Raw genomic sequence first — 19,017 nt, forward strand, 5'->3', positions numbered from 1 at the left:
TGCGCGACCGCCGCAACCGCATTGCCGGTCAACCGTTCATATTAAGCGCCAACTTATGCCGAGCGACCGGAACGGCAGGCGCCAGACCGTTCGAGGTTCGAAATCATGGATCGCCCACTCGAAATTGCTTTCCACAATCTGCAAGCTTCTGAATCGGTCGAGGCCGAGATCAGGCGGCAGGTCAAGCGGTTGGAGGTGCGATACGGCCACCTGACCGGTTGCCGGGTTTCGGTCGAGGCCCTGCACCAGCAGCACCAGACCGGGAACCTGTTCGAGGTCCATGTGACCATGTCGGTCCCAGGCCGTGAATTGGCGGTGTCGCGTGAGTCGCATCATGCGCGTGAGCGCCATGCTCATCCGGACGTCTATACCTCACTGCGCGACGCGTTCAGGGCGGCCGAAAAGCAGCTCGAGGCCTATAAGTCGCGGCAGGCCGACCATACGCTGGCGCCTTCCGAAAGCGCCGGTGCATTGGCCGGCCAGATCGCCTTGATCGAGCCCGGCGCGGATCACGGCTTCCTCATCGACAACGTTGGCACGCAACTGTACTTCCACCGCGACAGCGTGACGAACGGGCGCTTCGAGACCCTCAAGCGTGGCGACCCGGTTCATTATGTCGCCGGAAGCGGTGCGAGCGGACCGGTGGCCATCAAGGTCAGGCTTGTCTCGGGACCGGCCTGACACGGTGTCTTTTTCTGGCAAGCCTTCCGAGCCATGACGCAGCATTCGCTTCCTCTAACGAAAAGTTAGTGCTATGACATTCTCGTGAGTTGGTCCGTTGAGAGCGGCGACGAGTTTGGGGAATATGGGTCATGCAAACAGACTGGCCGTGGCTTGAAGTCGCCGCCCCGGTATCCGGCGCCGCCCGATCGTTGCCATTTCTCGCGGACGCCGAATCCGGCCGTGACGCGCCGGTTTCTCGCCAGCAGCGGCAACTCCCCGAGCGCATATTGGTGGCGGTTCACCAGGCTTGCGACCTCCTCGATCTCGATGTGGCGGGCAGCCTGCTACAGGTTCTGGAAGTCGTGCTGATGCAACCGCAGCCGGGGCTAAAACAGGTTCCCAAGGGTTCGTCGAAGCGCGTCATCGAAGGCATGATCGCGGCTCATGCTCGACTCTGGCACCTGCGCCACGCGAATGATGTCGAGCAGTCCGAGGGCGTTCACGCCACCGCCGGACTTGGCCCCTCCGGCCACGCGATGTCCCCCTCTATGGGCGCACCATTGGCAATCTGAGGGCGCTATCCGTAACATCCGACTGGTGGGCCGCAGGACAAGTATGCACCTGCCGACTTCAACGGACTTTGATCATGTCTGCGCCGATATGAACTACAAGAATGCAGACCCGGCATGGTCGACGAACAATTCTTCGTCCCGGACATAAGTATTCAAGCCCTCGAGGCTCGCATGCCGCGAGACGTCGCGCTACCCGGCGGAACACCGGACTCTTTTCGATCTTTTCGGCATCGAGCCAGTCACGCACAGCCTGTATGGACCGGAGGCTGTCACCCTCGGGGATTGCGATTTGTTGGCCACGCCCTTCCTGATCCATTTTCGAGCCGCGAATCAGCACCTTGATGCCTCTCGGCTCGAACTTCACGTCGGCGAGGTTCAGAACCACAAGCTCCGACCTGCGATAGGCTCCTACAAATCCCAGGGCCAGTAATGCGCGATCGCGCTTGCCACGCGGCGAATATCTCTTTTCGATCCGCAACTGGGGAAACGCTTCGGTTTGTAAGTCGCTTCACGAAGCTGATGTCGGCAAGCCGCCGTCCTAGGGTCGCGGGGTTCGTCCCGCCGACCGTGCTCCAACTTATGAACTTCGCCACTGTCCCGGGATCAGCAGGTATTACCTGCACCCCAACCTTCGCGCACCAGTCATGGAAGCAGCGCCGATCCGTTCTACATGCGCGAACGGTAGCGTCTGTGTTCGCGTCAACAAAAACGTGCGCTTCAACGCTTCGAGCGTGATGCTGGTGCCGGTGACGGCGCGGTCGGGCGAGACCGTCGGCGCATCGGCGCTCATGAGGCCGGGCTTCCAGCTTCACTCTCATCTTGCGTCAAACACGAATTCCGTAAATCGGTCAACGAACTTCAAGCCCGCTGTATTACGCGTCCGCGAACACCCCTGCGAAACGATCCACTGCCCAATCGACGGTCTCGGCATCGATGACCAGCGGCGGCGTCACCCGCAGCGTGTGGGTGTGGGTCTCCTTGCACAGCACGCCCTGCTCGCGGAGTTTCTCGCAGAACCGACGCGCGCCGCCGGCCGCCGGATCGAGCTCGACCGCGATCATCAGGCCACGCCCGCGGACCTCGCGAACGACGCCGCTCTGGATTGCCGCCAGCCCGTCCTGCAACCGCCGCCCCATGCGCGCCGAGTTCTCGATCATGCCCTCCTCGACCAGCACCTTCAGCGCCATGCGCGAAACGGCACACGCAAGCGGGTTGCCGCCGAAGGTGGAGCCGTGCTCGCCGGGCTTCAGCACGCCCATCGCCGCCTCGTGGCTGAGCAGCGCCGAGACCGGATAGAAGCCGCCGGACAGCGCCTTGCCGATCACCGTCAGGTCCGCCTCGATGCCCTCATGCTCCTCGGCAAGCAATGCGCCGGTGCGGCCCAGGCCTGTCTGGATCTCGTCCAGGATCAGCAGCACGTCATGTTGCGTGCAGAGTGCCCGCGCCCGTTGCAGGTAGCCGTCGGGCGGGATGATCACGCCGGCCTCGCCCTGGATCGGCTCGACCAGGAACGCCGCCGTGCTGGGGGTGATCGCGGCCTCGAGCGCGTCGGCATCGCCGTACGGAACGATCCGGAAGCCCGGGGTGAACGGGCCGAAGCCGGCACGCGACGGGTCGTCGGTGCTGAAGCTCACGATCGACAGCGTACGGCCATGGAAGTTGCCGTCGCAGACGATGATCTCCGCCTGCTCGGGCAGCACACCCTTGACCTGGTAGGCCCACTTGCGCGCGACCTTGAGTGCCGTTTCCACCGCCTCCGCGCCGGAATTCATCGGCAGCACCCGGGTCGAGCGGGTGAGGGTGCAGAGCTCCTCGTAGAACAGCCCGAGCTGATCGTTATGGAAGGCGCGCGAGGTCAGGGTGAGGCGGGACGCCTGCTCGGTCATGGCGGCCAGGATGCGCGGGTGGCAGTGGCCCTGGTTGACCGCGGAGTAGGCCGACAGGCAGTCGAGATACCGCGTGCCATCGAGGTCCCAGACCCAGACGCCCTCGCCCCGCGACAGCATGACGTCGAGCGGCTTGTAGTTGCTGGCGCCGTAGCGGCGTTCCTTGGCAAGCAGGTCCTGGCTCAGCGTCGACATCGGGCACCTCCGGCCGGCCCGGAGGAGCAGCGGCGTATCAGACCGCGGCTGGCGGCCGGCTCAGCAGGTTGCGGCCACCGCGCGGATGCGGGCGACCGACCTGTCGTTCGATGGGATCACGGACAGCACCAGATCGTCCAGGAAATCGATGTTGCTGGCGCGCGGACCGGCGGCATTGCTGACGATACGGGTGCCACCCGGACGGATCAGCGAATGGGTGCGATGAACGTGGCCATGGATCCACAGGTCGACGACACCGGTATCGGTCAGGTGCGACAGGTCCGAGGCCGAGTTGCCGGCGGTCCAGCTGCCCCAGAGATGCTCGGGCACGCAAAGCGGGTGGGGCGCGTGGTGGGTCACAACCACCACCGGACGCGGGTCTACATCGCGGCGGTCGCCCTCACTGAGCAGCTGCGATTCCAGCCGCGTCCGGAGCAGCCCGTGCAGTCGGGCGGCATCGCCGTTGGTGAGCGGTCGGTGGCCTTCGACGCCGGCAGTAATGTCGATCGGCTCGCCGGTCGGGGCACCCTGCTGCACGGAGTGACCGCCGAGCCAGCCATCCGCCCAGAGCGTGCCGCCGAGGAAGCGCAGGCCGCAATGCGCCACCTCGTCACCCTCAAGCAGGGTCACGCCGAGCCGCAATGCCTCGGCCCGCGCCGGCTCCAGGTCGGCGGGTACCGAGCCGTTCCAGTATTCGTGGTTGCCCATCACGAATACCGACGGTCGGCCGGCTGCCAGCGACGCGACGATGCGCAGCGCCTGCCGGGTGTCGCCCTGAAAAATGTCGCCCGCCGCCACGAGAACGTCGAAGTCCGGACGTCGCGGCCGATAGGATTGCGGATACGGCACCGCCTCGAGATGCAGATCCGAGAGCACCCAGAGCCTGGTCATGAGGGAGGCCTGGTCACTCGACGAAATCCGCCAGCCGGTAGCCCTGCGCGAACAGCAGGGCGCGCAGGTCGGCGTGGTCGATGCGGTTGTGGATCGCCGCCGAGACCACCGGCCGCGCGTGGTAGGCGACACCGAGACCGGCCTCGCGCAGCATGTCGAGATCGTTGGCGCCGTCGCCTACCGCCAGGGTCGCCGCCATGCGCAGGCCACGCGATTCCGCCAGGCTGCGCAGCGATTCCAGCTTGGCGGCACGGCCCAGGATCGGTTCGGCGACGGTGCCGGTCAGGCGGTCGCGGTCGATGCCGAGCTGGTTGGCGTGGTGGATGTCGAAGCCGCACAGCTCGGCCACCCGGCCGGTGAACCAGGTGAAGCCGCCGGACACCAGCGCCGTGGAAGCGTTGTGCGCCCGCATCGTGGCAACCAGCGTGCGGGCACCCGGCGTCAGGTGGGTGTCGGCCCAGGTTGTCTTGAGCAGGCTGGCCGGCTTGCCGCGCAGCAGCGCCACCCGCTCGCGCAGGGCGGCGGCGAAGTCGATCTCGCCGTTCATGCTGCGCCGGGTGATCTCGGCGACACGCTCGCCGACGCCGGCAAGGGCTGCCAGTTCGTCCAGGGTCTCGGAGGCGACGATGGTGCTGTCCATGTCGGCGACCAGCAGCCCCTTGCGCCGTCCGCGGGTTCGGGTCAGCAGCACGTCGATCGGCTGGCCTTCGAAGCCGGCGCGGATTTCTTCGAGGCCGGGGCCCCAGGCCGTGAGGGGCGGGCAGGGGATGTCCACGGCCTCGCCATCGGACAGAATGACGGGCGGGGCGCCGGACACCAGCTCGCGCGCCTGCTCGATCACGGCAGGAGGCAGGACCCCGGCCTCGCGCCGGACAACAAGCGTGAGTGTATAAGGAAGCGTCATGATCGGAGAGGCGAGCCTGTTGCTGCTTCGCGTGTGGCAGGGATGACGAGATGAGGCAAGGCGGACCAGCCATGCAACCAGTAGCTGCAAAACCTTGCCTAATCGTTACCGGCCCAACCTGCAGCGGCAAGTCCTCATTGGCGATGCGGCTGGCCCAGGCGCTCGGCGGCTGCATCATCAACGCGGACGCGATGCAGGTGTACCGGGAGCTGCGCGTCCTGACGGCGCGCCCGACCGAGGACGAGGAGCGGCTGGTGCCGCACGCACTGTATGGAGTTCGACCGGCGGCCCTGGCGGGCAGTGTCGCCTGGTGGCGCGAGGAGGCGCTGGCGGCGATGCAGGGCGCCTGGGATGCCGGGCGGCTGCCGATCCTGTGCGGTGGCACCGGGATGTATCTGCGCGCGCTCACCGACGGGCTGGCGGCGATCCCGGAGCCTGGCGAGGAAGCGCGGGCCGAGGCGCGAATGCTGCTCGAGCAGCTGGGGCCGGCAGGGCTCCACGTTCGGCTGGGCGAGGTCGATCCGGCGGGTGCTGCGCTGCTGCGGCCCTCCGACGGCCAGCGGCTGGCGCGTGCGTGGGAGGTCTGGGCCGGCACCGGTCGCGGCATCGCCGAATGGCGCACGATGCCGGGTCTGCCGCCGGCGCACTGCCGCTTCGTGGCGATCCGGCTGGACCCGCCGCGCGATGCGTTGCGTGCGGCGATCGATGCGCGGTTCGGCGACATGCTGGAAACCGGCGCGCTGGACGAGGTGGCGGCCCTGCTCGCGCTTTCGCTGCAGCCGGAACTGCCGGCGATGCGGGCGCATGGCGTGTCGGAGCTTGCCGCACACCTCCGCGATGGTGTGCCGCTCGCCGAGGCGCGGCGCCGGGCGGTGCTTGCGCAGGGCCAGTACACCAAGCGGCAGGCGACCTGGTTCGCGCATCACCCTCTGGCACCGCCGGAGCAGACGCTCACAATCAACAAGCGGATATCTGTCACGACGCAACAAATGGAAAGATCGATCGCTGATTCGATAGCATTTGTTCGTTCCGCCGTTGACGCCCCGGTCTTCACGGCTTAGAGCAGGCGCCTCCGCAGGAGCACGAGACGGGAGCATGACGTGAACGCACGCACGGAACCGAGGACCACCCACGACGCACACCAGGACGGGCATGCCCTCAGCATTCCGGTCATGAACGGCGCCGAGGTCCTTTTGCGCGTGCTCCAGGAGCAGCAGGTCGAGGTCGTCTTCGGCTACCCCGGCGGGGCGGTGCTGCCGATCTACGACGCGCTGTTCAAGCAGAACTCGATCCGCCACATCCTGGTCCGGCACGAGCAGGCGGCGGTGCATGCGGCCGAGGGCTATGCGCGCTCGACCGGCCGCGTCGGGGTGGTGCTGGTCACCTCCGGTCCTGGTGCGACCAATGCCGTCACCGGGCTGGTCGATGCGCTGATGGACAGCATTCCGCTGGTGTGCCTGACCGGCCAGGTGCCGACCCACATGATCGGCAACGACGCCTTCCAGGAGGCCGACACCACCGGCATCACCCGGCCGGCGACCAAGCACAACTACCTGGTCAAGCGCCCGGGCGACCTCGCGCGGACCGTGCACGAGGCATTCTATGTCGCGCGCAGCGGCCGTCCCGGTCCGGTGGTGGTGGACCTGCCGAAGGACATCATGGTCGGGCCGGCAAGCTACGCGGTCGCGTCCGCGGCGCCGCACCGCTCGTACCGCCCGGTGCGCGAGCCGTTGCCGGCGGCGATCGCCGATGCCGTGGCGGCGATGCGGGGTGCCCGCCGACCGCTCTTCTACACCGGTGGTGGCGTGATCAATGCGGGTCCGGCGGCGTCCGAGGCGCTCGGACGGCTGGTGCGGATGACCGGGTTCCCGTGCACCTCGACGCTGATGGGGCTGGGTGCGTATCCGACCACCGATACGCAGTTTCTTGGCATGCTGGGGATGCACGGGACGTACGAGGCAAACCTCGCCACGCATGGCTGCGACGTGCTGATCAATATCGGTGCGCGGTTCGACGATCGCGTCACCGGGCGGCTGGATGCGTTCTCGCCCAACTCGACCAAGATCCATGTCGATATCGATGCGTCCTCGATCAACAAGATCGTGCGCGTGGATATCCCGGTGATCGGCGATGCGGGGCTCGCCATCGAGATGATGATCGAGGCCTGGAAGCAGAGCGCCGCCCCGACCGACCGCGAGGCGCTGGCCGTCTGGTGGCGGCAGATCGATGCGTGGCGGGCGATCGACAGCCTGGCGTTCAAGCAGGACCAGGCACCGTCGGCGATCATCAAGCCGCAGCATGCGATCCGACGGCTGTATGACCTGTCGCGAGAGACCGGGCGCGACACCTACGTCACCACCGAGGTCGGCCAGCACCAGATGTGGGCGGCGACGCATTTCCAGTACGACCTCCCGAACCGCTGGATGACGTCGGGTGGACTCGGCACGATGGGGTACGGTTTGCCGGCGGCCGTCGGTGTGCAGGTGGCGCATCCGGACGCGCTGGTGATCGACATTGCCGGCGAGGCGTCGACGCTGATGAACATCCAGGAGCTCGGCACGATCTGCCAGTATCGGCTGCCGGTGAAGCTGTTCATCCTGAACAACCGCTACATGGGAATGGTGCGGCAGTGGCAGGAGTTGCTGCACGGGTCTCGTTATTCCGAGAGCTACAGCGAGGCGCTGCCGGACTTCGTCAAGCTGGCGGAAGCGTTCCACGGCACCGGGATGCGGGCCGCCAATATGGGTGAGCTGGACGATGTGATCCGGCGGATGCTGGCGCATGACGGCCCGGTGGTCGCGGACATCTGTGTCGACGAGGGCGAGAACTGCTATCCGATGATCCCATCGGGCGCCGCGCACAACGAGATGATTCTCGGGCCCGAGCAGAGCGAGCAGGCTGCCCGCATCACCGACGAAGGCCTGATGCTGGTCTAACGTCCTTCGTAGAGTTTCCAAAGGCCTGGCCTTTGGCGGGTCCAGGGCAGAGCCCTGGCCTTTCGAGGAGTATCCATGCCCCGCCCAGAAGAGCCGCAGATATCCGCGGTCATATCCGTCCTGGTGGAAAACGAGAGCGGGGTGCTGGCCCGCGTGATCGGCCTGTTTTCCGGCCGCGGCTACAATATCGAGAGCCTGACCGTGGCCCCCGTCGAGGATGGCGGCAATCGCTCGCGCATCAACATCGTGACGTCCGGCACTGCGATGGTGATCGAGCAGATCAAGGCGCTGCTGTATCGCCTGGTGCCGGTGCACAAGGTGTCGGACCTGACGCAGAGCGGCCCGCATGTTGCGCGCGAGATGGCGCTGATCAAGGTCGTGTCGAGTGGCGAGATGCGGGGCGAGGCGTTGCGGATTGCCGACGCATTCCGGGCGCGTCCGGTCGACACGACGGTCGGCAGTTTCGTGTTCGAGCTGACCGGCGCCACCGACAAGATCGAGAGCTTCATCGACCTGATGCGCCCGCTCGGCCTGGTCGAGGTTTCCCGCACCGGCGTTGCCGCGATCGCTCGCGGTCCCCGGACCATCTGAAACGCCTTCAGTCCGCTTTTCCCCAAGGAGAATACCCATGCGCGTGTATTACGATCGCGACGCCGACGTGAACCTGATCAAGGGCCGCAAGGTCGCGATCATCGGCTATGGCAGCCAGGGTCACGCCCATGCCAACAACCTGAAGGATAGCGGTGCCACCGAGCTCGTGGTGGCGCTGCGCCCCGGTTCGGCCGGTATTGCCAAGGCGGAGGCGGCCGGCCTGCGGGTGATGGGTCCGTCCGAGGCGGCGGCGTGGGCCGACGTCGTGATGGTGCTCACCCCCGACGAGCTGCAGGGCGACCTGTATGTCGAGCACCTGCACAAGAACCTCCGGCAGGGTGCGGCAATCGCGTTCGCGCACGGGCTGTCGATCCATTTCCGGGTGATCGAGCCGCGGCCGGATCTCGACGTGTTCATGATCGCGCCGAAGGGTCCGGGACATACGGTGCGTTCGGAATACCAGCGTGGCGGCGGCGTGCCGTGCCTGGTGGCGGTGGCGCAGAACCCGTCCGGCAACGCGCTCGAGATTGCGCTGAGCTATGCGAGTGCGATCGGCGGCGGTCGTGCCGGCATCATCGAGACCAGCTTCAAGGAGGAGTGCGAGACCGACCTGTTCGGCGAGCAGGCGGTGCTGTGCGGCGGGCTGGTCGAGCTGATCCGTGCCGGATTCGAGACTTTGGTCGAGGGTGGATATGCGCCCGAGATGGCGTATTTCGAGTGCCTGCACGAGGTGAAGCTGATCGTCGACCTGATCTATGAGGGCGGCATCGCCAACATGAACTACTCGATCAGCAACACCGCGGAATACGGCGAGTACGTCACCGGGCCGCGCATCGTCACCGCCGAGACCAAGGCCGAGATGAAGCGCGTGCTGACCGACATCCAGAACGGCACGTTCGCACGCAACTGGCTGCTCGAGAACAAGGTCGGCCAGGTTGGCTTCAAGGCGATCCGCGCGCGGAATGCCGACCACCAGATCGAGCATGTCGGCGAAAAGCTGCGTGCGATGATGCCGTGGATCGGCAAGAACGCGCTGGTCGACAAGGCCCGCAACTGAGCATCGTCCGAACCGCCGAAGGGATACAGGAAATGACCTCCGCACGTTCATTGGTCCTGGAGCGTCAGCACGAGCTGGCGCTGCGCGACATCGAGATCCCGTCGGCGCTCGGACCCGACGACGTCCGCATCGCTGTCCACACCGTCGGTGTGTGTGGCAGCGACATCCACTACTACACGCACGGCCATATCGGCCCCTTCGTGGTGCGCGAGCCGATGGTGCTCGGCCACGAGGCGTCCGGCGTGGTGTCCGAGATCGGCAGCCACGTGCGGCACTTAAGCGTGGGCGACCGGGTGTGCATGGAGCCCGGTATCCCTGACTCCAACTCGCGTGCTGCCAAGCTCGGGCTCTACAACGTGGATCCGGCGGTGCGTTTCTGGGCGACGCCGCCGGTGCATGGCTGCCTGACCCCGTCGGTCGTGCATCCTGCAGCCTACACATACAAGCTTCCGGACAACGTCTCGTTCGCGGAGGGCGCGATGGTCGAGCCGTTCGCGATCGGCGTGCAGGCGGCGGTCAAGGGCGCGATCAAGCCGGGCGACACCTGCCTGGTGACCGGCTGCGGCACCATCGGGCTGATGGTGGCGCTGGCGGCACTCGGTAGCGGCGCCGGGCGGGTGGTGATCTCCGACGTGGTCGACCCCAAGCTCGAGATCGCCGCGCGCTATCCGGGGCTGATCCCGGTGAACGTGGCGCGGGAAAGCCTGCGCGGCCGGATCGACGAGCTGTGCGGCCCGGAGTGGGGCGCCGACGTGGTGCTGGAGGCGAGTGGCAGCCCGCGCGTGTACGACGACGTGCTGGCCTGCGTGCGGCCGGGCGGCACGGTGGTGCTGGTCGGGATGCCGCCGGACAAGGTGGCGTTCGACATCGTGTCGGCGCAGGCCAAGGAGATCCGCATCGAGACGGTGTTCCGCTACGCCAACGTGTTCGACCGCGCGATCGACATGATCGCCTCCGGACGCGTCGACCTGAAGCCGCTGATCGCCGAGACCTTCGAATTCGAGCAGTCGGTCGAGGCGTTCGAGCGCGCCGCCAGCGCCCGTCCCACCGACATCAAGCTGCAGATCGTCATGCCGGCCTGAGACCTGCCCCCCGGGAGGCCGCCGCGCCCAGTTCATTACAGGTCGTTGACGTCCGGCGGTCGGAGTGAGAGGTTACGGTCAAGCCAGAAACTGGCGCCAGAACAAAGCTCTCCGGGGGAATTCCATGACCTGTCGCCTTGCTCGCCGCGGATCGGCCGCGGCACTCATCAGCCTTTTGATGGGAACCGCGGGAGCGGCGGCAGCCTATGCCGACTCCACCATCACCATCGCGACCGTGAACAACGGCGACATGGTGGTGATGCAGAAGCTCTCCTCGGTGTTCGAGCAGCAGCATCCGGATATCCACCTGCGCTGGGTCGTGCTGGAGGAGAACGTGCTGCGCCAGCGCGTCACCACCGACATCGCCACCCACGCCGGCCAGTTCGACGTCCTGACCATCGGCAACTACGAGGTGCCGATCTGGGCCAAGCAGGGCTGGCTGTCGCCGATGGACAACCTGCCGGCCTCCTATGACGTGGGCGACCTGCTGAAGCCGGTGGCTGCAGCCCTGACCTACCAGGACAAGCTCTACGCGGTGCCGTTCTACGCCGAGAGCGCCATGACGTACTACCGCACCGACCTGTTCAAGAAGGCGGGCATCACCATGCCGGCCGCGCCGACCTATGCGCAGATCCGCGAGTACGCCGACAAGATCACCGACAAGTCGAACCAGATCTACGGCATGTGCCTGCGCGGCAAGCCCGGCTGGGGCGAGAACATGGCCTATCTCACCACACTGGTGGATGCCATGGGCGGCCAGTGGTTCAACACCGCCTGGAAGCCGACCATCAACACCCCGGCCTGGAAGACGGCGATCACCTACTACGCCGACATCCTGAAGGCCGACGGACCGCCCGGCATCTCGTCGAACGGCTTCAACGAGACCCTGGCGCTGTTCGCGAGCGGCCATTGTGGGATGTGGATCGACTCGACCGTGGCGTCGGGCCTGCTGTTCGACAAGAAGCAGTCGCAGGTGTCCGACGAGGTCGGTTTCGCGCCGATCCCAACCGGCAGCTACACCGGTGGCCCGACCTGGCTATGGAGCTGGAACCTGGCGATCCCGGCCTCGTCGAAGCAGCAGGACGCAGCCCGTACGTTCGTGACCTGGGCGACGTCGAAGGAATACGTGGCGTTGGTCGCTAAGAACAACGGCTGGGTCGCGGTTCCGCCCGGCACCCGCCAGAGCACCTATGACAGCGCCGACTACAAGGCAGCCGCACCGTTCGCCGACTTCGTGCTGAAGGCGATCGACTCCGCGAATCCGGAAGGCCAGACCAAGAACCCGCGGCCCTATACCGGCGCGCAGTTCGCGGCGATCCCGGAGTTCCAGGGGATCGGCACCCAGGTCGGCCAGACCATCGCCGGCGTGCTGACCGGCCAGAGCACGGTCGACCAGGCGCTTGCCACGGCGCAGGCCTCGACGGCGCGGACCATGCGCCAGGCCGGCTACCCGAAGAAGTAGGGCCGCCGTACTCGACCCTCGACGTAGGATAAAGCGCGATGTCGGCGACAACTGCGACAGGCGTGGTCGGAACCGGGCCGGGGGCGGGCCCGGGCCCAGGGGTAGCGGCGCGTGCATCCGAGGTGGCCCCTCGCCGTGCGCGCAGCCTGCTGGTGGTGCCCTCGGTCGGCGTGCTGCTGATCTGGAGCATCGTGCCTCTGGTCATGACGCTGTGGTTCTCGTTCAAGAACTACAACCTGCTCGACCCGTCGATCCACGGCTTCGCCGGCTTCGACAACTACACCTACCTGGTGACCGACCCCGACTTCTGGGTGTCGCTGCGCAACACCCTGGTGCTGCTGGCGGCGGTGCTGATCATCACCGTCGGGCTCGGCACGCTGCTGGCGGTGCTGTTCAACCAGCCGTTCCCGGGGCGCAATGTCGCCCGGGTGCTGGCGATCTCGCCGTTCTTCGTGATGCCGACGGTTGCCGCCCTGCTGTGGAAGAACCTGCTGATGCACCCGATCTACGGGGTGTTCGGCGTGGTGGCGCACGCGTTCGGCCTGCAACCGGTCGACTGGTTCGCGAGCTATCCGTTGAGCTCGGTGATCCTGATCGTGTCGTGGGAGTGGCTGCCGTTCGCGCTGCTGATCCTGCTGACCGCGGTGCAGTCGCTCGACCACGAGCAGCGCGAGGCGGCGCGAATGGACGGCGCCGGGGTGATCGCGCAGTTCTTCTTCATCACGCTGCCGCATCTGTCGCGGGCGATCAGCGTGGTGATCATGATCGAGACGATCTTCCTGCTGAGCATCTTCGCCGAGATCTTCGTGACCACGGCAGGCGGTCCCGGCAACGCCACCACCAACCTCGCCTTCCTGATCTATGCGCGGGCGCTGTTGCAGTTCGATATCGGCGGCGCCTCGGCGGGCGGCGTCGTGGCGATCATCCTCGCCAACATCGTCGCCGTGTTCCTGGTGCGCAGCATCGCCCGCCGGTTGGAGGTCTGAGCCATGACCGATAGTCTCGGACGGCGGATTTTCGTGACCGTGCTCGGTTGGGCGGTGGCGCTGCTGCTGTTCTTCCCGATCGCCTGGATGGTGCTGACCAGCTTCAAGAGCGAGACCCAGGCGGTCACCGCGAGCCTGTTCTTCACGCCGACGCTGGCCTCCTACGCCGAGGTGTTCTCGCGCGCGAACTACCTGTTGTTCGCGTTCAACAGCATCGCGATCTCGCTCGGCGGCACCGTCCTGGCGCTGGCCTTTGCGATCCCGGCCGCCTACTCGATGGCCTTCCACCCGACGCACCGCACCCGCGGCACACTGCTCTGGATGCTGTCGACCAAGATGCTGCCGCCGGTCGGCGTGCTGGTGCCGATCTACCTGCTGTTCCGCAGCTCCGGCCTGCTCGATACCCGCACCGGCCTGATCATCATCTACGCCCTGATGAACCTTCCGATCGTCGTGTGGATGCTGTTCACCTTCTACAAGGAGGTGCCGCACGAGATCCTCGAGGCCGGCCGCATGGACGGCGCCAACACCTGGGGCGAGGTGTGGCACCTGCTGCTGCCGCTGACGCTGCCGGGCGTTGCCTCCACCGGGCTGCTGTCGCTGATCCTGTGCTGGAACGAGGCGTTCTGGAGCCTCAACCTGACCTCGTCGCAAGCGGCACCGCTCACCGCCTTCATCGCATCGTTCTCGTCGCCGGAAGGCCTGTTCTTTGCCAAGCTGTCGGCTGCCTCGACGATGGCCGTGGCACCGATCCTGATCTTCGGCTGGTTCAGCCAGAAGCAGCTGGTGCAGGGCCTGACCTTCGGCGCCGTGAAGTAGGAGCCTCCCCATGGCCACGCTGTCCCTTCGCAACCTGAAGAAAGCCTACGGTCCGGTCGAGGTGATCAAGGGGATCAACCTCGACATCGTGGATCGAGAGTTCGTCGTGTTCGTGGGCCCGTCGGGCTGCGGCAAGTCGACGCTGCTGCGCATGATCGCCGGCCTCGAGGAGATCACCTCCGGCGAGCTGATGATCGACGAGAAGCGGGTGAACGAGGTGGGGCCTGCCGATCGCGGCTTGGCGATGGTGTTCCAGTCCTACGCGCTCTACCCGCACATGACGGTGGCGCAGAACATGGGCTTCGCGCTCAGGCTGGCGAAGGTGCCGAAAACCGAGCGTGACGCCAAGGTCGCCGAAGCCGCGCGCATCCTGCAGCTCGGGCCGTATCTCGAGCGCAAACCAAAGGACCTCTCGGGCGGGCAGCGCCAGCGCGTGGCGATCGGCCGCGCCATCGTGCGGGATCCGAAGGTGTTCCTGTTCGACGAGCCGCTGTCCAACCTCGACGCCGCACTGCGCGGCCAGATGCGCATCGAGCTCTCGCGGCTGCATGACGACCTCAACGCCACCATGATCTACGTCACCCACGACCAGATCGAGGCGATGACCATGGCCGACAAGATCGTCGTGCTGCAGGCCGGCCGCATCGAGCAGGTCGGCTCTCCGCTCGAGCTGTATCACAACCCCGCCAACCTGTTCGTCGCCGGCTTCATCGGGTCGCCGCGCATGAACATGCTGCCGGTGACGGTGTCCGGTATCGGGCCCGGCAGCGTCGAGGTGGCGCTGCCGTCCGGTGCCCGCGTGCTGCTGCCCGCCGACACCGGCGGACTGCATGACGGGCTTGCGCTCACCCTCGGCATCCGTCCGGAAGCGCTGCGGCTGGACCCGGCCGGGCAGATCACCGGCGAGGTGATGCTGGTCGAGCGGCTCGGCGGCCTGACGCTGCTGCATGTGGGCGCAGAGGGCCGCGACGACCTCATCGTGCAGATCGAAGGCAGCTCTCCGGTCGAGATGCACCAGCATGTGCAGCTGGCGGTCGAATACACCGGCTGCCACCTGTTCGGCGCCGACGGCCTGACGATCCAGAAGCAGGCGCTGCAGACTGCAGCCGCCTGAACCCGACGAGACCTTGGCAAGGGGGCGCCGGTGGAGATCCGTCCAGAACTACCGGGCGATTGGGCCGCAGCCGGCAGGCTCTACCGCAAGGCCTTCGTCGGCGAGTACGAGGCGGAGCTGATCGACGAGCTGCGCGCGGCCGGTGTGGCGCCGATCATCCTGGTCGCGACCGAGAAGGACGTGCTGATCGGCCATATCCTGTTCGCCGACCTGGGCGTTCAGGTGGATGGGCGGGCGGTGCCTGCGCTGGCGTTGGCCGAGATGGCGGTAACGGCTGGCCTGCAACGGTCAGGTGTCGGCAGCCGCCTGGTCGCTGCCGGGCTCGAGGCCGCGCGCAGGCTGCACATCGACGCGGTGCTGGTCCTCGGCCATCCGACCTATTATCCGCGCTTCGGCTTCTCGGCCGCGCGAGCACGCCACCTGCGCACCTCGTTCCGCGGCGGCGACGCCTTCATGGCGCTGGAACTGAAAGCCGGCGCCCTGGATGGGCAGGGCGGTGAGGTGACCTATCACCCGGGCTTCCGCCTCGGCCCACCCGCTTGAACCCCTGGGCGACCGGCTCGCCCGATGACGGATGGCCGTCGCATATGGCGGGCGATCGGGCGATGATTACCACAGGGCGGGCGCAGGCCCGGGGGAGACTTTGCGGCATGGCGATCGGGGTCGTCCGGCTTCTGCCGGCGGTGATGCTGGTGACGGTGGCCTGGACCGGGGCAGGGCGGGTGTGGCCGCCCCGGATGGCGATGGCGTCGGAGTCCGGCGCCCCGGCCGTGCGGCTCGGGCCGGACCTTGCCGAGGCAAGCGGCCAGTACGCGCCGTTGCCGGTCCCGCCCAGGCCGCCGATCCACATGACCGAGGAGGAACGCGCTGCGGAGTGGAAGAACAGCCAGGCGCCGTACTTCGACGTGCCGCCGTTCGAGATGTCCACCATCGCCCGGCAGAACGCGCTGGCGAAGACGGAGGCGCCGCTGACGCCTGATGTCTATGCCGGCTCCGTCGCGTTCCGGCGGGACCACGTGCCGCTGCCACCGGGTCGCTGGACGGTGGTGTCGGTGGCACGGGACCTGGAGCGCCCGAGCTCTGGGATCGGCATGCTGATGGCGCGCCTCGACGGCCACGACGTGACCGGTTTCGTGCTGGTCAGGCATGGGCCGTTCCCCGGTGGCACGCCGGTCGCCAACCCGATGTGTGCGTATCCGCGGCGGTATGCACGCCTCGTGGTGCGGCCGTTCTCGAAGCAGGGCGAGGAGTGCTGGTTCATCGCGGAGGCGACGTTTCCGCACCTGACCTGGGACATGGTGCTCGACCCGCTGGCCTTGCCGGTCGCGTTGAAGACGATGGCAGCGGATGGCCGGCAGTTTCCGACCGTGATGGTCCGGGGCACGTTCTACGCCTCGACTGGCCATGGCTGGCGGGAGACGACCTATTTCTTCGATCCACTCGCCAACGGGGCACCCGAGGGCGGCCCGTTCGGCGGCTGGGCGCCCGCGGTGGCGATGACCGATCCGCGGATGCAGCACTTCGCCGGGCGCTATGCAGCGTGGATGACGGCAATGCAGCCACTGCTGGAGCATCCGGAGGCGGTGCCGTCATCCGCGACGGTCGACCGGGCGAACACGGGTGCGCCGGAGTAGGTAGGCACGACCTTTGGCGCCAGGCCAGGCTGCAGGCCGGCGCCGGCCTATTCGGTGATCTGGCGGGCCTCGTCGGGCAGCATGATCGGGATGCCGTCGCGGATCGGAAAGGCAAGTCCGGCCTGGCGGCTGATCAGCTCGCCGGCATCGCGGTCATACACCAACTCACCCTTGGTGATCGGGCACACCAGGATCTCGAGCAGCCGCGGGTCGAGCGGTGCCGGACGCGCGGTCGCTTCGTGCGGAGCGGGCGGCAGTGTGTCGGTCATCGTGGTTCCTCGTAGCACTTGGCGGCGTGGCGGTCAGACGGCGTGCGATGTGCCGCCATCCTCGGTCTCGTGGCCAGCCATTTCCAGCAGCGCCTGCAGCGTGCGGGCCCGGTCGGCGAGCGTCGGCGCCTCCAGCAGGGCCTGCTTCTCCGCCGGCGGCAGCGGGCAGATCATGCTGAGCGTGGTCAGCAGCGTCTCGTCATCCATCTGCTCGACCGCCTCCCAGCGCGCCTCGAAGCCACGATGGGCGAAATACCGGCGCAGCGATCCGAGCAGCGCCTCGCGGTCGAAATCGATGTCGCCGACCTGCTCGAGGTCGCGCTCGAAGCCGCGATAGCCGACCAGCAGGCGGCGGTATCCCCGGGTCCCGGCCAGCTCGTTCTGCATCCGGAATCGTGCCAGGCCGGTCAGGGTGACGCTGCAGGTGCCGTCCTGGCGCTCGGCGAACGACACGATCCGGCCGACGCATCCCACGGCGAACAGCGGTGGGGGCACGTCCTCGGCCATCCCCCGCCGGGCGGCGATCGACGGCGCGTTCAGGTCGCGGTCGTCGTCTTCGGCATTCTCTTGGTCGTCCTCGTCCTCGGCGTCCGCGGGGTGATCGTTCGGCTGGATCATGCCGAACAGCCGATCGCCGGCCAGAGCGTCCTCGATCAGTCCCAGGTAGCGGGGCTCGAAGATGTTGAGCGGCAGCTTGCCACCCGGCAGCAGCAGCGCACCGGCCAAGGGGAAGACCGGCAGTTCGGACGGCAATCCGCCGATCCGCAGATCCATCAGGCGGGGAACACGACGGGCGGTCTGGCGGGTCATTGGCGGCTCTCCTGGCGACTTCAGCTGAACAGCAGTGCCGACATCCTGCGGCGCGCGGCCATCGTTGCGGGATCATCGAAGCCCCAGGCCTCGAAGAACTTGATGAGCTGCAACCGGGCGGCACCCTCGTTCCAGCTGCGATCGCGCTTCAGGATCTCGAGCAACGCGTCTGCCGCCTCGGCCCGCTCGCCCGCCGCGTTCAGGCCAGTGGCAAGCTCGTAGCGGGAGGCGTGATCGTCGGGGTTGGCGGCGAGCCGGCTGCGGATGCCGTCCAGCGCATCGACGACCTTGCGGCCTTCCTCGGCCAGGGTGAGCGCGGCACGGGCGCCGGCGATCTCGGCGTGATCGGCGATCTTCGGCGGCACCTCGGCGAGTGCTGCCCTGGCCTGGTCCTCGTCGCCGAGCGTCAGCAGGCTGCGGATCAGCCCGCCCCAGGCCTCCGGGCTTTCCGGCTCCTGCTCGAGCAGCGCCGAGAACGCACCCGCGGCTTCCTCGACGCGACCCTCGTCGAGTGCTGCGCGGGCATCGGCGAGCAGGTCGGCGGACGGCATCGCGCCACCGGCGGCCTTCAGCAGAGCCTCGACGAAGCGCTTGATCTCGCTCTCAGGCAGCGCGCCCTGGAACAAATCCAGGATCTGGCCCTGCCAGAACGCGGCGACCGTCGGCACCGACTGCAGCGGCAGGCCGAGTTGGGAGAGCTGCGAGACCAGGGCGCGGTTGGCGTCGACGTCGATCTTGACCAGCTTGATGCGACCGCCGGCGGCGCGGGTGACCTTTTCCAGAGCCGGCGTCAGCGTCTTGCAGGGGCCGCACCAGGTCGCCCAGAAATCCACCAGCACCGGGACGCGACGGCTATCCTCGATGACGTCGGCCATGAAGGTGCGCTGGTCGCTATCCATGATGATGTCGGCGTCCGCGGCTCCGTTCGGCGGCGCACCGGCGCCGATCATGCCGGGTTCCATCGGGGCCGCGGCGGCCGGCCTGGCGGTTCCCGGGGCACTTGCGGCGCGACTGCTCACACCGGGCTGACCTGGTCGGGGCTGGCCGATGATGTAATCCATGGGTCGGTGATCCTGGCCTGCGCGCGACGTTCGCCGCGCCTTTCGACGGATAACATTGTCGTCCGGTGCCTTGGGCGCAAGCTCG

The 19,017-nt window shown here is 67.2% G+C and carries 21 protein-coding genes; 13 read left to right on the top strand and 8 right to left on the bottom strand.

Going from position 1 to position 19,017, the window contains the following annotated elements; translation table 11 throughout:
* The first annotated feature begins 105 nt into the window (after positions 1 to 105).
* Together ACOEQ2_RS12555 and ACOEQ2_RS12560 are read left to right on the top strand one after the other, a co-directional pair.
* Positions 106 to 681, top strand: a complete 576-nt coding sequence (locus tag ACOEQ2_RS12555) for an HPF/RaiA family ribosome-associated protein (protein ID WP_419728311.1) — start codon at positions 106 to 108, stop codon at positions 679 to 681.
* Positions 682 to 812: 131 nt separating this feature from the next.
* Positions 813 to 1,235, top strand: a complete 423-nt coding sequence (locus ACOEQ2_RS12560) for a hypothetical protein (protein WP_419728312.1) — start codon at positions 813 to 815, stop codon at positions 1,233 to 1,235.
* A gap of 58 nt (positions 1,236 to 1,293) precedes the next feature.
* On the opposite strand, the gene ACOEQ2_RS12565 is transcribed toward ACOEQ2_RS12560, so the two are convergent.
* From ACOEQ2_RS12565 to serB, 5 genes are all read right to left on the bottom strand, one after another.
* The gene (locus ACOEQ2_RS12565; protein WP_419728313.1) at positions 1,294 to 1,713 is read right to left on the bottom strand and encodes a hypothetical protein; all 420 of its coding nucleotides are present in this window, start codon (positions 1,711 to 1,713) and stop codon (positions 1,294 to 1,296) included.
* Between the two features lie 135 nt (positions 1,714 to 1,848).
* Positions 1,849 to 2,025: a hypothetical protein gene (locus ACOEQ2_RS12570; protein ID WP_419728314.1), complete on the bottom strand. Its 177-nt coding sequence runs from the start codon at positions 2,023 to 2,025 to the stop codon at positions 1,849 to 1,851.
* Between the two features lie 82 nt (positions 2,026 to 2,107).
* Positions 2,108 to 3,316, bottom strand: coding sequence for an ornithine--oxo-acid transaminase (rocD, locus tag ACOEQ2_RS12575; RefSeq protein WP_419728315.1), 1,209 nt, complete (start codon positions 3,314 to 3,316; stop codon positions 2,108 to 2,110).
* A 60-nt stretch (positions 3,317 to 3,376) separates the two neighbouring features.
* Positions 3,377 to 4,207: a metallophosphoesterase gene (locus tag ACOEQ2_RS12580; RefSeq protein ID WP_419728316.1), complete on the bottom strand. Its 831-nt coding sequence runs from the start codon at positions 4,205 to 4,207 to the stop codon at positions 3,377 to 3,379.
* 13 nt (positions 4,208 to 4,220) lie between these two features.
* Positions 4,221 to 5,111, bottom strand: coding sequence for a phosphoserine phosphatase SerB (gene serB / locus ACOEQ2_RS12585; RefSeq protein WP_419728317.1), 891 nt, complete (start codon positions 5,109 to 5,111; stop codon positions 4,221 to 4,223).
* A 71-nt stretch (positions 5,112 to 5,182) separates the two neighbouring features.
* Between serB and miaA the strand changes: the two genes are divergently transcribed.
* The 11 genes from miaA (at position 5,183) to ACOEQ2_RS12640 (ending at position 16,792) form a co-directional block, all read left to right on the top strand.
* The gene (gene miaA / locus ACOEQ2_RS12590) at positions 5,183 to 6,172 is read left to right on the top strand and encodes a tRNA (adenosine(37)-N6)-dimethylallyltransferase MiaA (RefSeq protein ID WP_419728318.1); all 990 of its coding nucleotides are present in this window, start codon (positions 5,183 to 5,185) and stop codon (positions 6,170 to 6,172) included.
* 111 nt (positions 6,173 to 6,283) lie between these two features.
* On the top strand, positions 6,284 to 8,047 hold the full coding sequence (locus ACOEQ2_RS12595) for an acetolactate synthase 3 large subunit (protein ID WP_419731218.1): 1,764 nt from the start codon (positions 6,284 to 6,286) through the stop codon (positions 8,045 to 8,047).
* A 75-nt stretch (positions 8,048 to 8,122) separates the two neighbouring features.
* Positions 8,123 to 8,638, top strand: a complete 516-nt coding sequence (gene ilvN, locus ACOEQ2_RS12600; RefSeq protein ID WP_419728319.1) for an acetolactate synthase small subunit — start codon at positions 8,123 to 8,125, stop codon at positions 8,636 to 8,638.
* A gap of 37 nt (positions 8,639 to 8,675) precedes the next feature.
* Positions 8,676 to 9,695 (top strand): ketol-acid reductoisomerase, encoded by a 1,020-nt coding sequence (gene ilvC, locus ACOEQ2_RS12605; protein WP_419728320.1) that lies wholly within the window; start codon positions 8,676 to 8,678, stop codon positions 9,693 to 9,695.
* Between the two features lie 32 nt (positions 9,696 to 9,727).
* Complete coding sequence (locus ACOEQ2_RS12610) at positions 9,728 to 10,777, top strand: NAD(P)-dependent alcohol dehydrogenase (RefSeq protein ID WP_419728321.1); 1,050 nt, start codon at positions 9,728 to 9,730, stop codon at positions 10,775 to 10,777.
* A gap of 178 nt (positions 10,778 to 10,955) precedes the next feature.
* Positions 10,956 to 12,239 carry an ABC transporter substrate-binding protein gene (locus ACOEQ2_RS12615; protein WP_419728322.1) on the top strand — a complete coding sequence of 428 codons (1,284 nt, stop codon included), beginning with the start codon at positions 10,956 to 10,958 and terminating at the stop codon, positions 12,237 to 12,239.
* 38 nt (positions 12,240 to 12,277) lie between these two features.
* Entirely contained in the window at positions 12,278 to 13,225 is a 948-nt protein-coding gene (locus tag ACOEQ2_RS12620; protein WP_419728323.1) for a carbohydrate ABC transporter permease, read from the top strand.
* Between the two features lie 3 nt (positions 13,226 to 13,228).
* Complete coding sequence (locus ACOEQ2_RS12625; RefSeq protein ID WP_419728324.1) at positions 13,229 to 14,044, top strand: carbohydrate ABC transporter permease; 816 nt, start codon at positions 13,229 to 13,231, stop codon at positions 14,042 to 14,044.
* A 10-nt stretch (positions 14,045 to 14,054) separates the two neighbouring features.
* Complete coding sequence (locus ACOEQ2_RS12630; RefSeq protein WP_419728325.1) at positions 14,055 to 15,158, top strand: ABC transporter ATP-binding protein; 1,104 nt, start codon at positions 14,055 to 14,057, stop codon at positions 15,156 to 15,158.
* Between the two features lie 30 nt (positions 15,159 to 15,188).
* On the top strand, positions 15,189 to 15,701 hold the full coding sequence (locus ACOEQ2_RS12635; protein ID WP_419728326.1) for a GNAT family N-acetyltransferase: 513 nt from the start codon (positions 15,189 to 15,191) through the stop codon (positions 15,699 to 15,701).
* A 107-nt stretch (positions 15,702 to 15,808) separates the two neighbouring features.
* On the top strand, positions 15,809 to 16,792 hold the full coding sequence (locus ACOEQ2_RS12640; RefSeq protein WP_419728327.1) for a hypothetical protein: 984 nt from the start codon (positions 15,809 to 15,811) through the stop codon (positions 16,790 to 16,792).
* 47 nt (positions 16,793 to 16,839) lie between these two features.
* Here the strand turns inward: ACOEQ2_RS12640 and ACOEQ2_RS12645 are convergent, their stop codons facing one another.
* The 3 genes from ACOEQ2_RS12645 to ACOEQ2_RS12655 are packed head-to-tail and all read right to left on the bottom strand — an operon-like array spanning position 16,840 to position 18,932.
* The gene (locus ACOEQ2_RS12645) at positions 16,840 to 17,061 is read right to left on the bottom strand and encodes a Trm112 family protein (RefSeq protein ID WP_419728328.1); all 222 of its coding nucleotides are present in this window, start codon (positions 17,059 to 17,061) and stop codon (positions 16,840 to 16,842) included.
* A 33-nt stretch (positions 17,062 to 17,094) separates the two neighbouring features.
* A complete protein-coding gene (locus ACOEQ2_RS12650; RefSeq protein WP_419728329.1) occupies positions 17,095 to 17,871 on the bottom strand; it encodes an LON peptidase substrate-binding domain-containing protein in 777 nt (258 codons plus the stop codon).
* A gap of 20 nt (positions 17,872 to 17,891) precedes the next feature.
* On the bottom strand, positions 17,892 to 18,932 hold the full coding sequence (locus tag ACOEQ2_RS12655) for a tetratricopeptide repeat protein (RefSeq protein ID WP_419728330.1): 1,041 nt from the start codon (positions 18,930 to 18,932) through the stop codon (positions 17,892 to 17,894).
* Between the last annotated feature and the right edge of the window lie 85 nt (positions 18,933 to 19,017).

It is taken from the genome of Lichenicola sp., assembly GCF_965198575.1.
In the GTDB taxonomy this organism is placed as follows: domain Bacteria; phylum Pseudomonadota; class Alphaproteobacteria; order Acetobacterales; family Acetobacteraceae; genus Lichenicola.

What these genes read in the sequence shown, in the direction of transcription:
- ACOEQ2_RS12655 (WP_419728330.1), bottom strand. Translation starts at nt 18,932, where the DNA reads ATGGATTACATCATCGGCCAGCCCCGACCAGGTCAGCCCGGTGTGAGC.
- ACOEQ2_RS12615 (WP_419728322.1), top strand. Translation starts at nt 10,956, where the DNA reads ATGGGAACCGCGGGAGCGGCGGCAGCCTATGCCGACTCCACCATCACC.
- ACOEQ2_RS12630 (WP_419728325.1), top strand. Translation starts at nt 14,055, where the DNA reads ATGGCCACGCTGTCCCTTCGCAACCTGAAGAAAGCCTACGGTCCGGTC.
- ilvC (WP_419728320.1), top strand. Translation starts at nt 8,676, where the DNA reads ATGCGCGTGTATTACGATCGCGACGCCGACGTGAACCTGATCAAGGGC.
- ACOEQ2_RS12610 (WP_419728321.1), top strand. Translation starts at nt 9,728, where the DNA reads ATGACCTCCGCACGTTCATTGGTCCTGGAGCGTCAGCACGAGCTGGCG.
- ACOEQ2_RS12650 (WP_419728329.1), bottom strand. Translation starts at nt 17,871, where the DNA reads ATGACCCGCCAGACCGCCCGTCGTGTTCCCCGCCTGATGGATCTGCGG.
- ACOEQ2_RS12580 (WP_419728316.1), bottom strand. Translation starts at nt 4,207, where the DNA reads ATGACCAGGCTCTGGGTGCTCTCGGATCTGCATCTCGAGGCGGTGCCG.
- ACOEQ2_RS12620 (WP_419728323.1), top strand. Translation starts at nt 12,278, where the DNA reads ATGTCGGCGACAACTGCGACAGGCGTGGTCGGAACCGGGCCGGGGGCG.
- ACOEQ2_RS12645 (WP_419728328.1), bottom strand. Translation starts at nt 17,061, where the DNA reads ATGACCGACACACTGCCGCCCGCTCCGCACGAAGCGACCGCGCGTCCG.
- miaA (WP_419728318.1), top strand. Translation starts at nt 5,183, where the DNA reads ATGCAACCAGTAGCTGCAAAACCTTGCCTAATCGTTACCGGCCCAACC.
- serB (WP_419728317.1), bottom strand. Translation starts at nt 5,111, where the DNA reads ATGACGCTTCCTTATACACTCACGCTTGTTGTCCGGCGCGAGGCCGGG.
- ACOEQ2_RS12640 (WP_419728327.1), top strand. Translation starts at nt 15,809, where the DNA reads ATGGCGATCGGGGTCGTCCGGCTTCTGCCGGCGGTGATGCTGGTGACG.
- ACOEQ2_RS12570 (WP_419728314.1), bottom strand. Translation starts at nt 2,025, where the DNA reads ATGAGCGCCGATGCGCCGACGGTCTCGCCCGACCGCGCCGTCACCGGC.
- ACOEQ2_RS12625 (WP_419728324.1), top strand. Translation starts at nt 13,229, where the DNA reads ATGACCGATAGTCTCGGACGGCGGATTTTCGTGACCGTGCTCGGTTGG.
- ilvN (WP_419728319.1), top strand. Translation starts at nt 8,123, where the DNA reads ATGCCCCGCCCAGAAGAGCCGCAGATATCCGCGGTCATATCCGTCCTG.
- rocD (WP_419728315.1), bottom strand. Translation starts at nt 3,316, where the DNA reads ATGTCGACGCTGAGCCAGGACCTGCTTGCCAAGGAACGCCGCTACGGC.
- ACOEQ2_RS12555 (WP_419728311.1), top strand. Translation starts at nt 106, where the DNA reads ATGGATCGCCCACTCGAAATTGCTTTCCACAATCTGCAAGCTTCTGAA.
- ACOEQ2_RS12560 (WP_419728312.1), top strand. Translation starts at nt 813, where the DNA reads ATGCAAACAGACTGGCCGTGGCTTGAAGTCGCCGCCCCGGTATCCGGC.
- ACOEQ2_RS12595 (WP_419731218.1), top strand. Translation starts at nt 6,284, where the DNA reads ATGAACGGCGCCGAGGTCCTTTTGCGCGTGCTCCAGGAGCAGCAGGTC.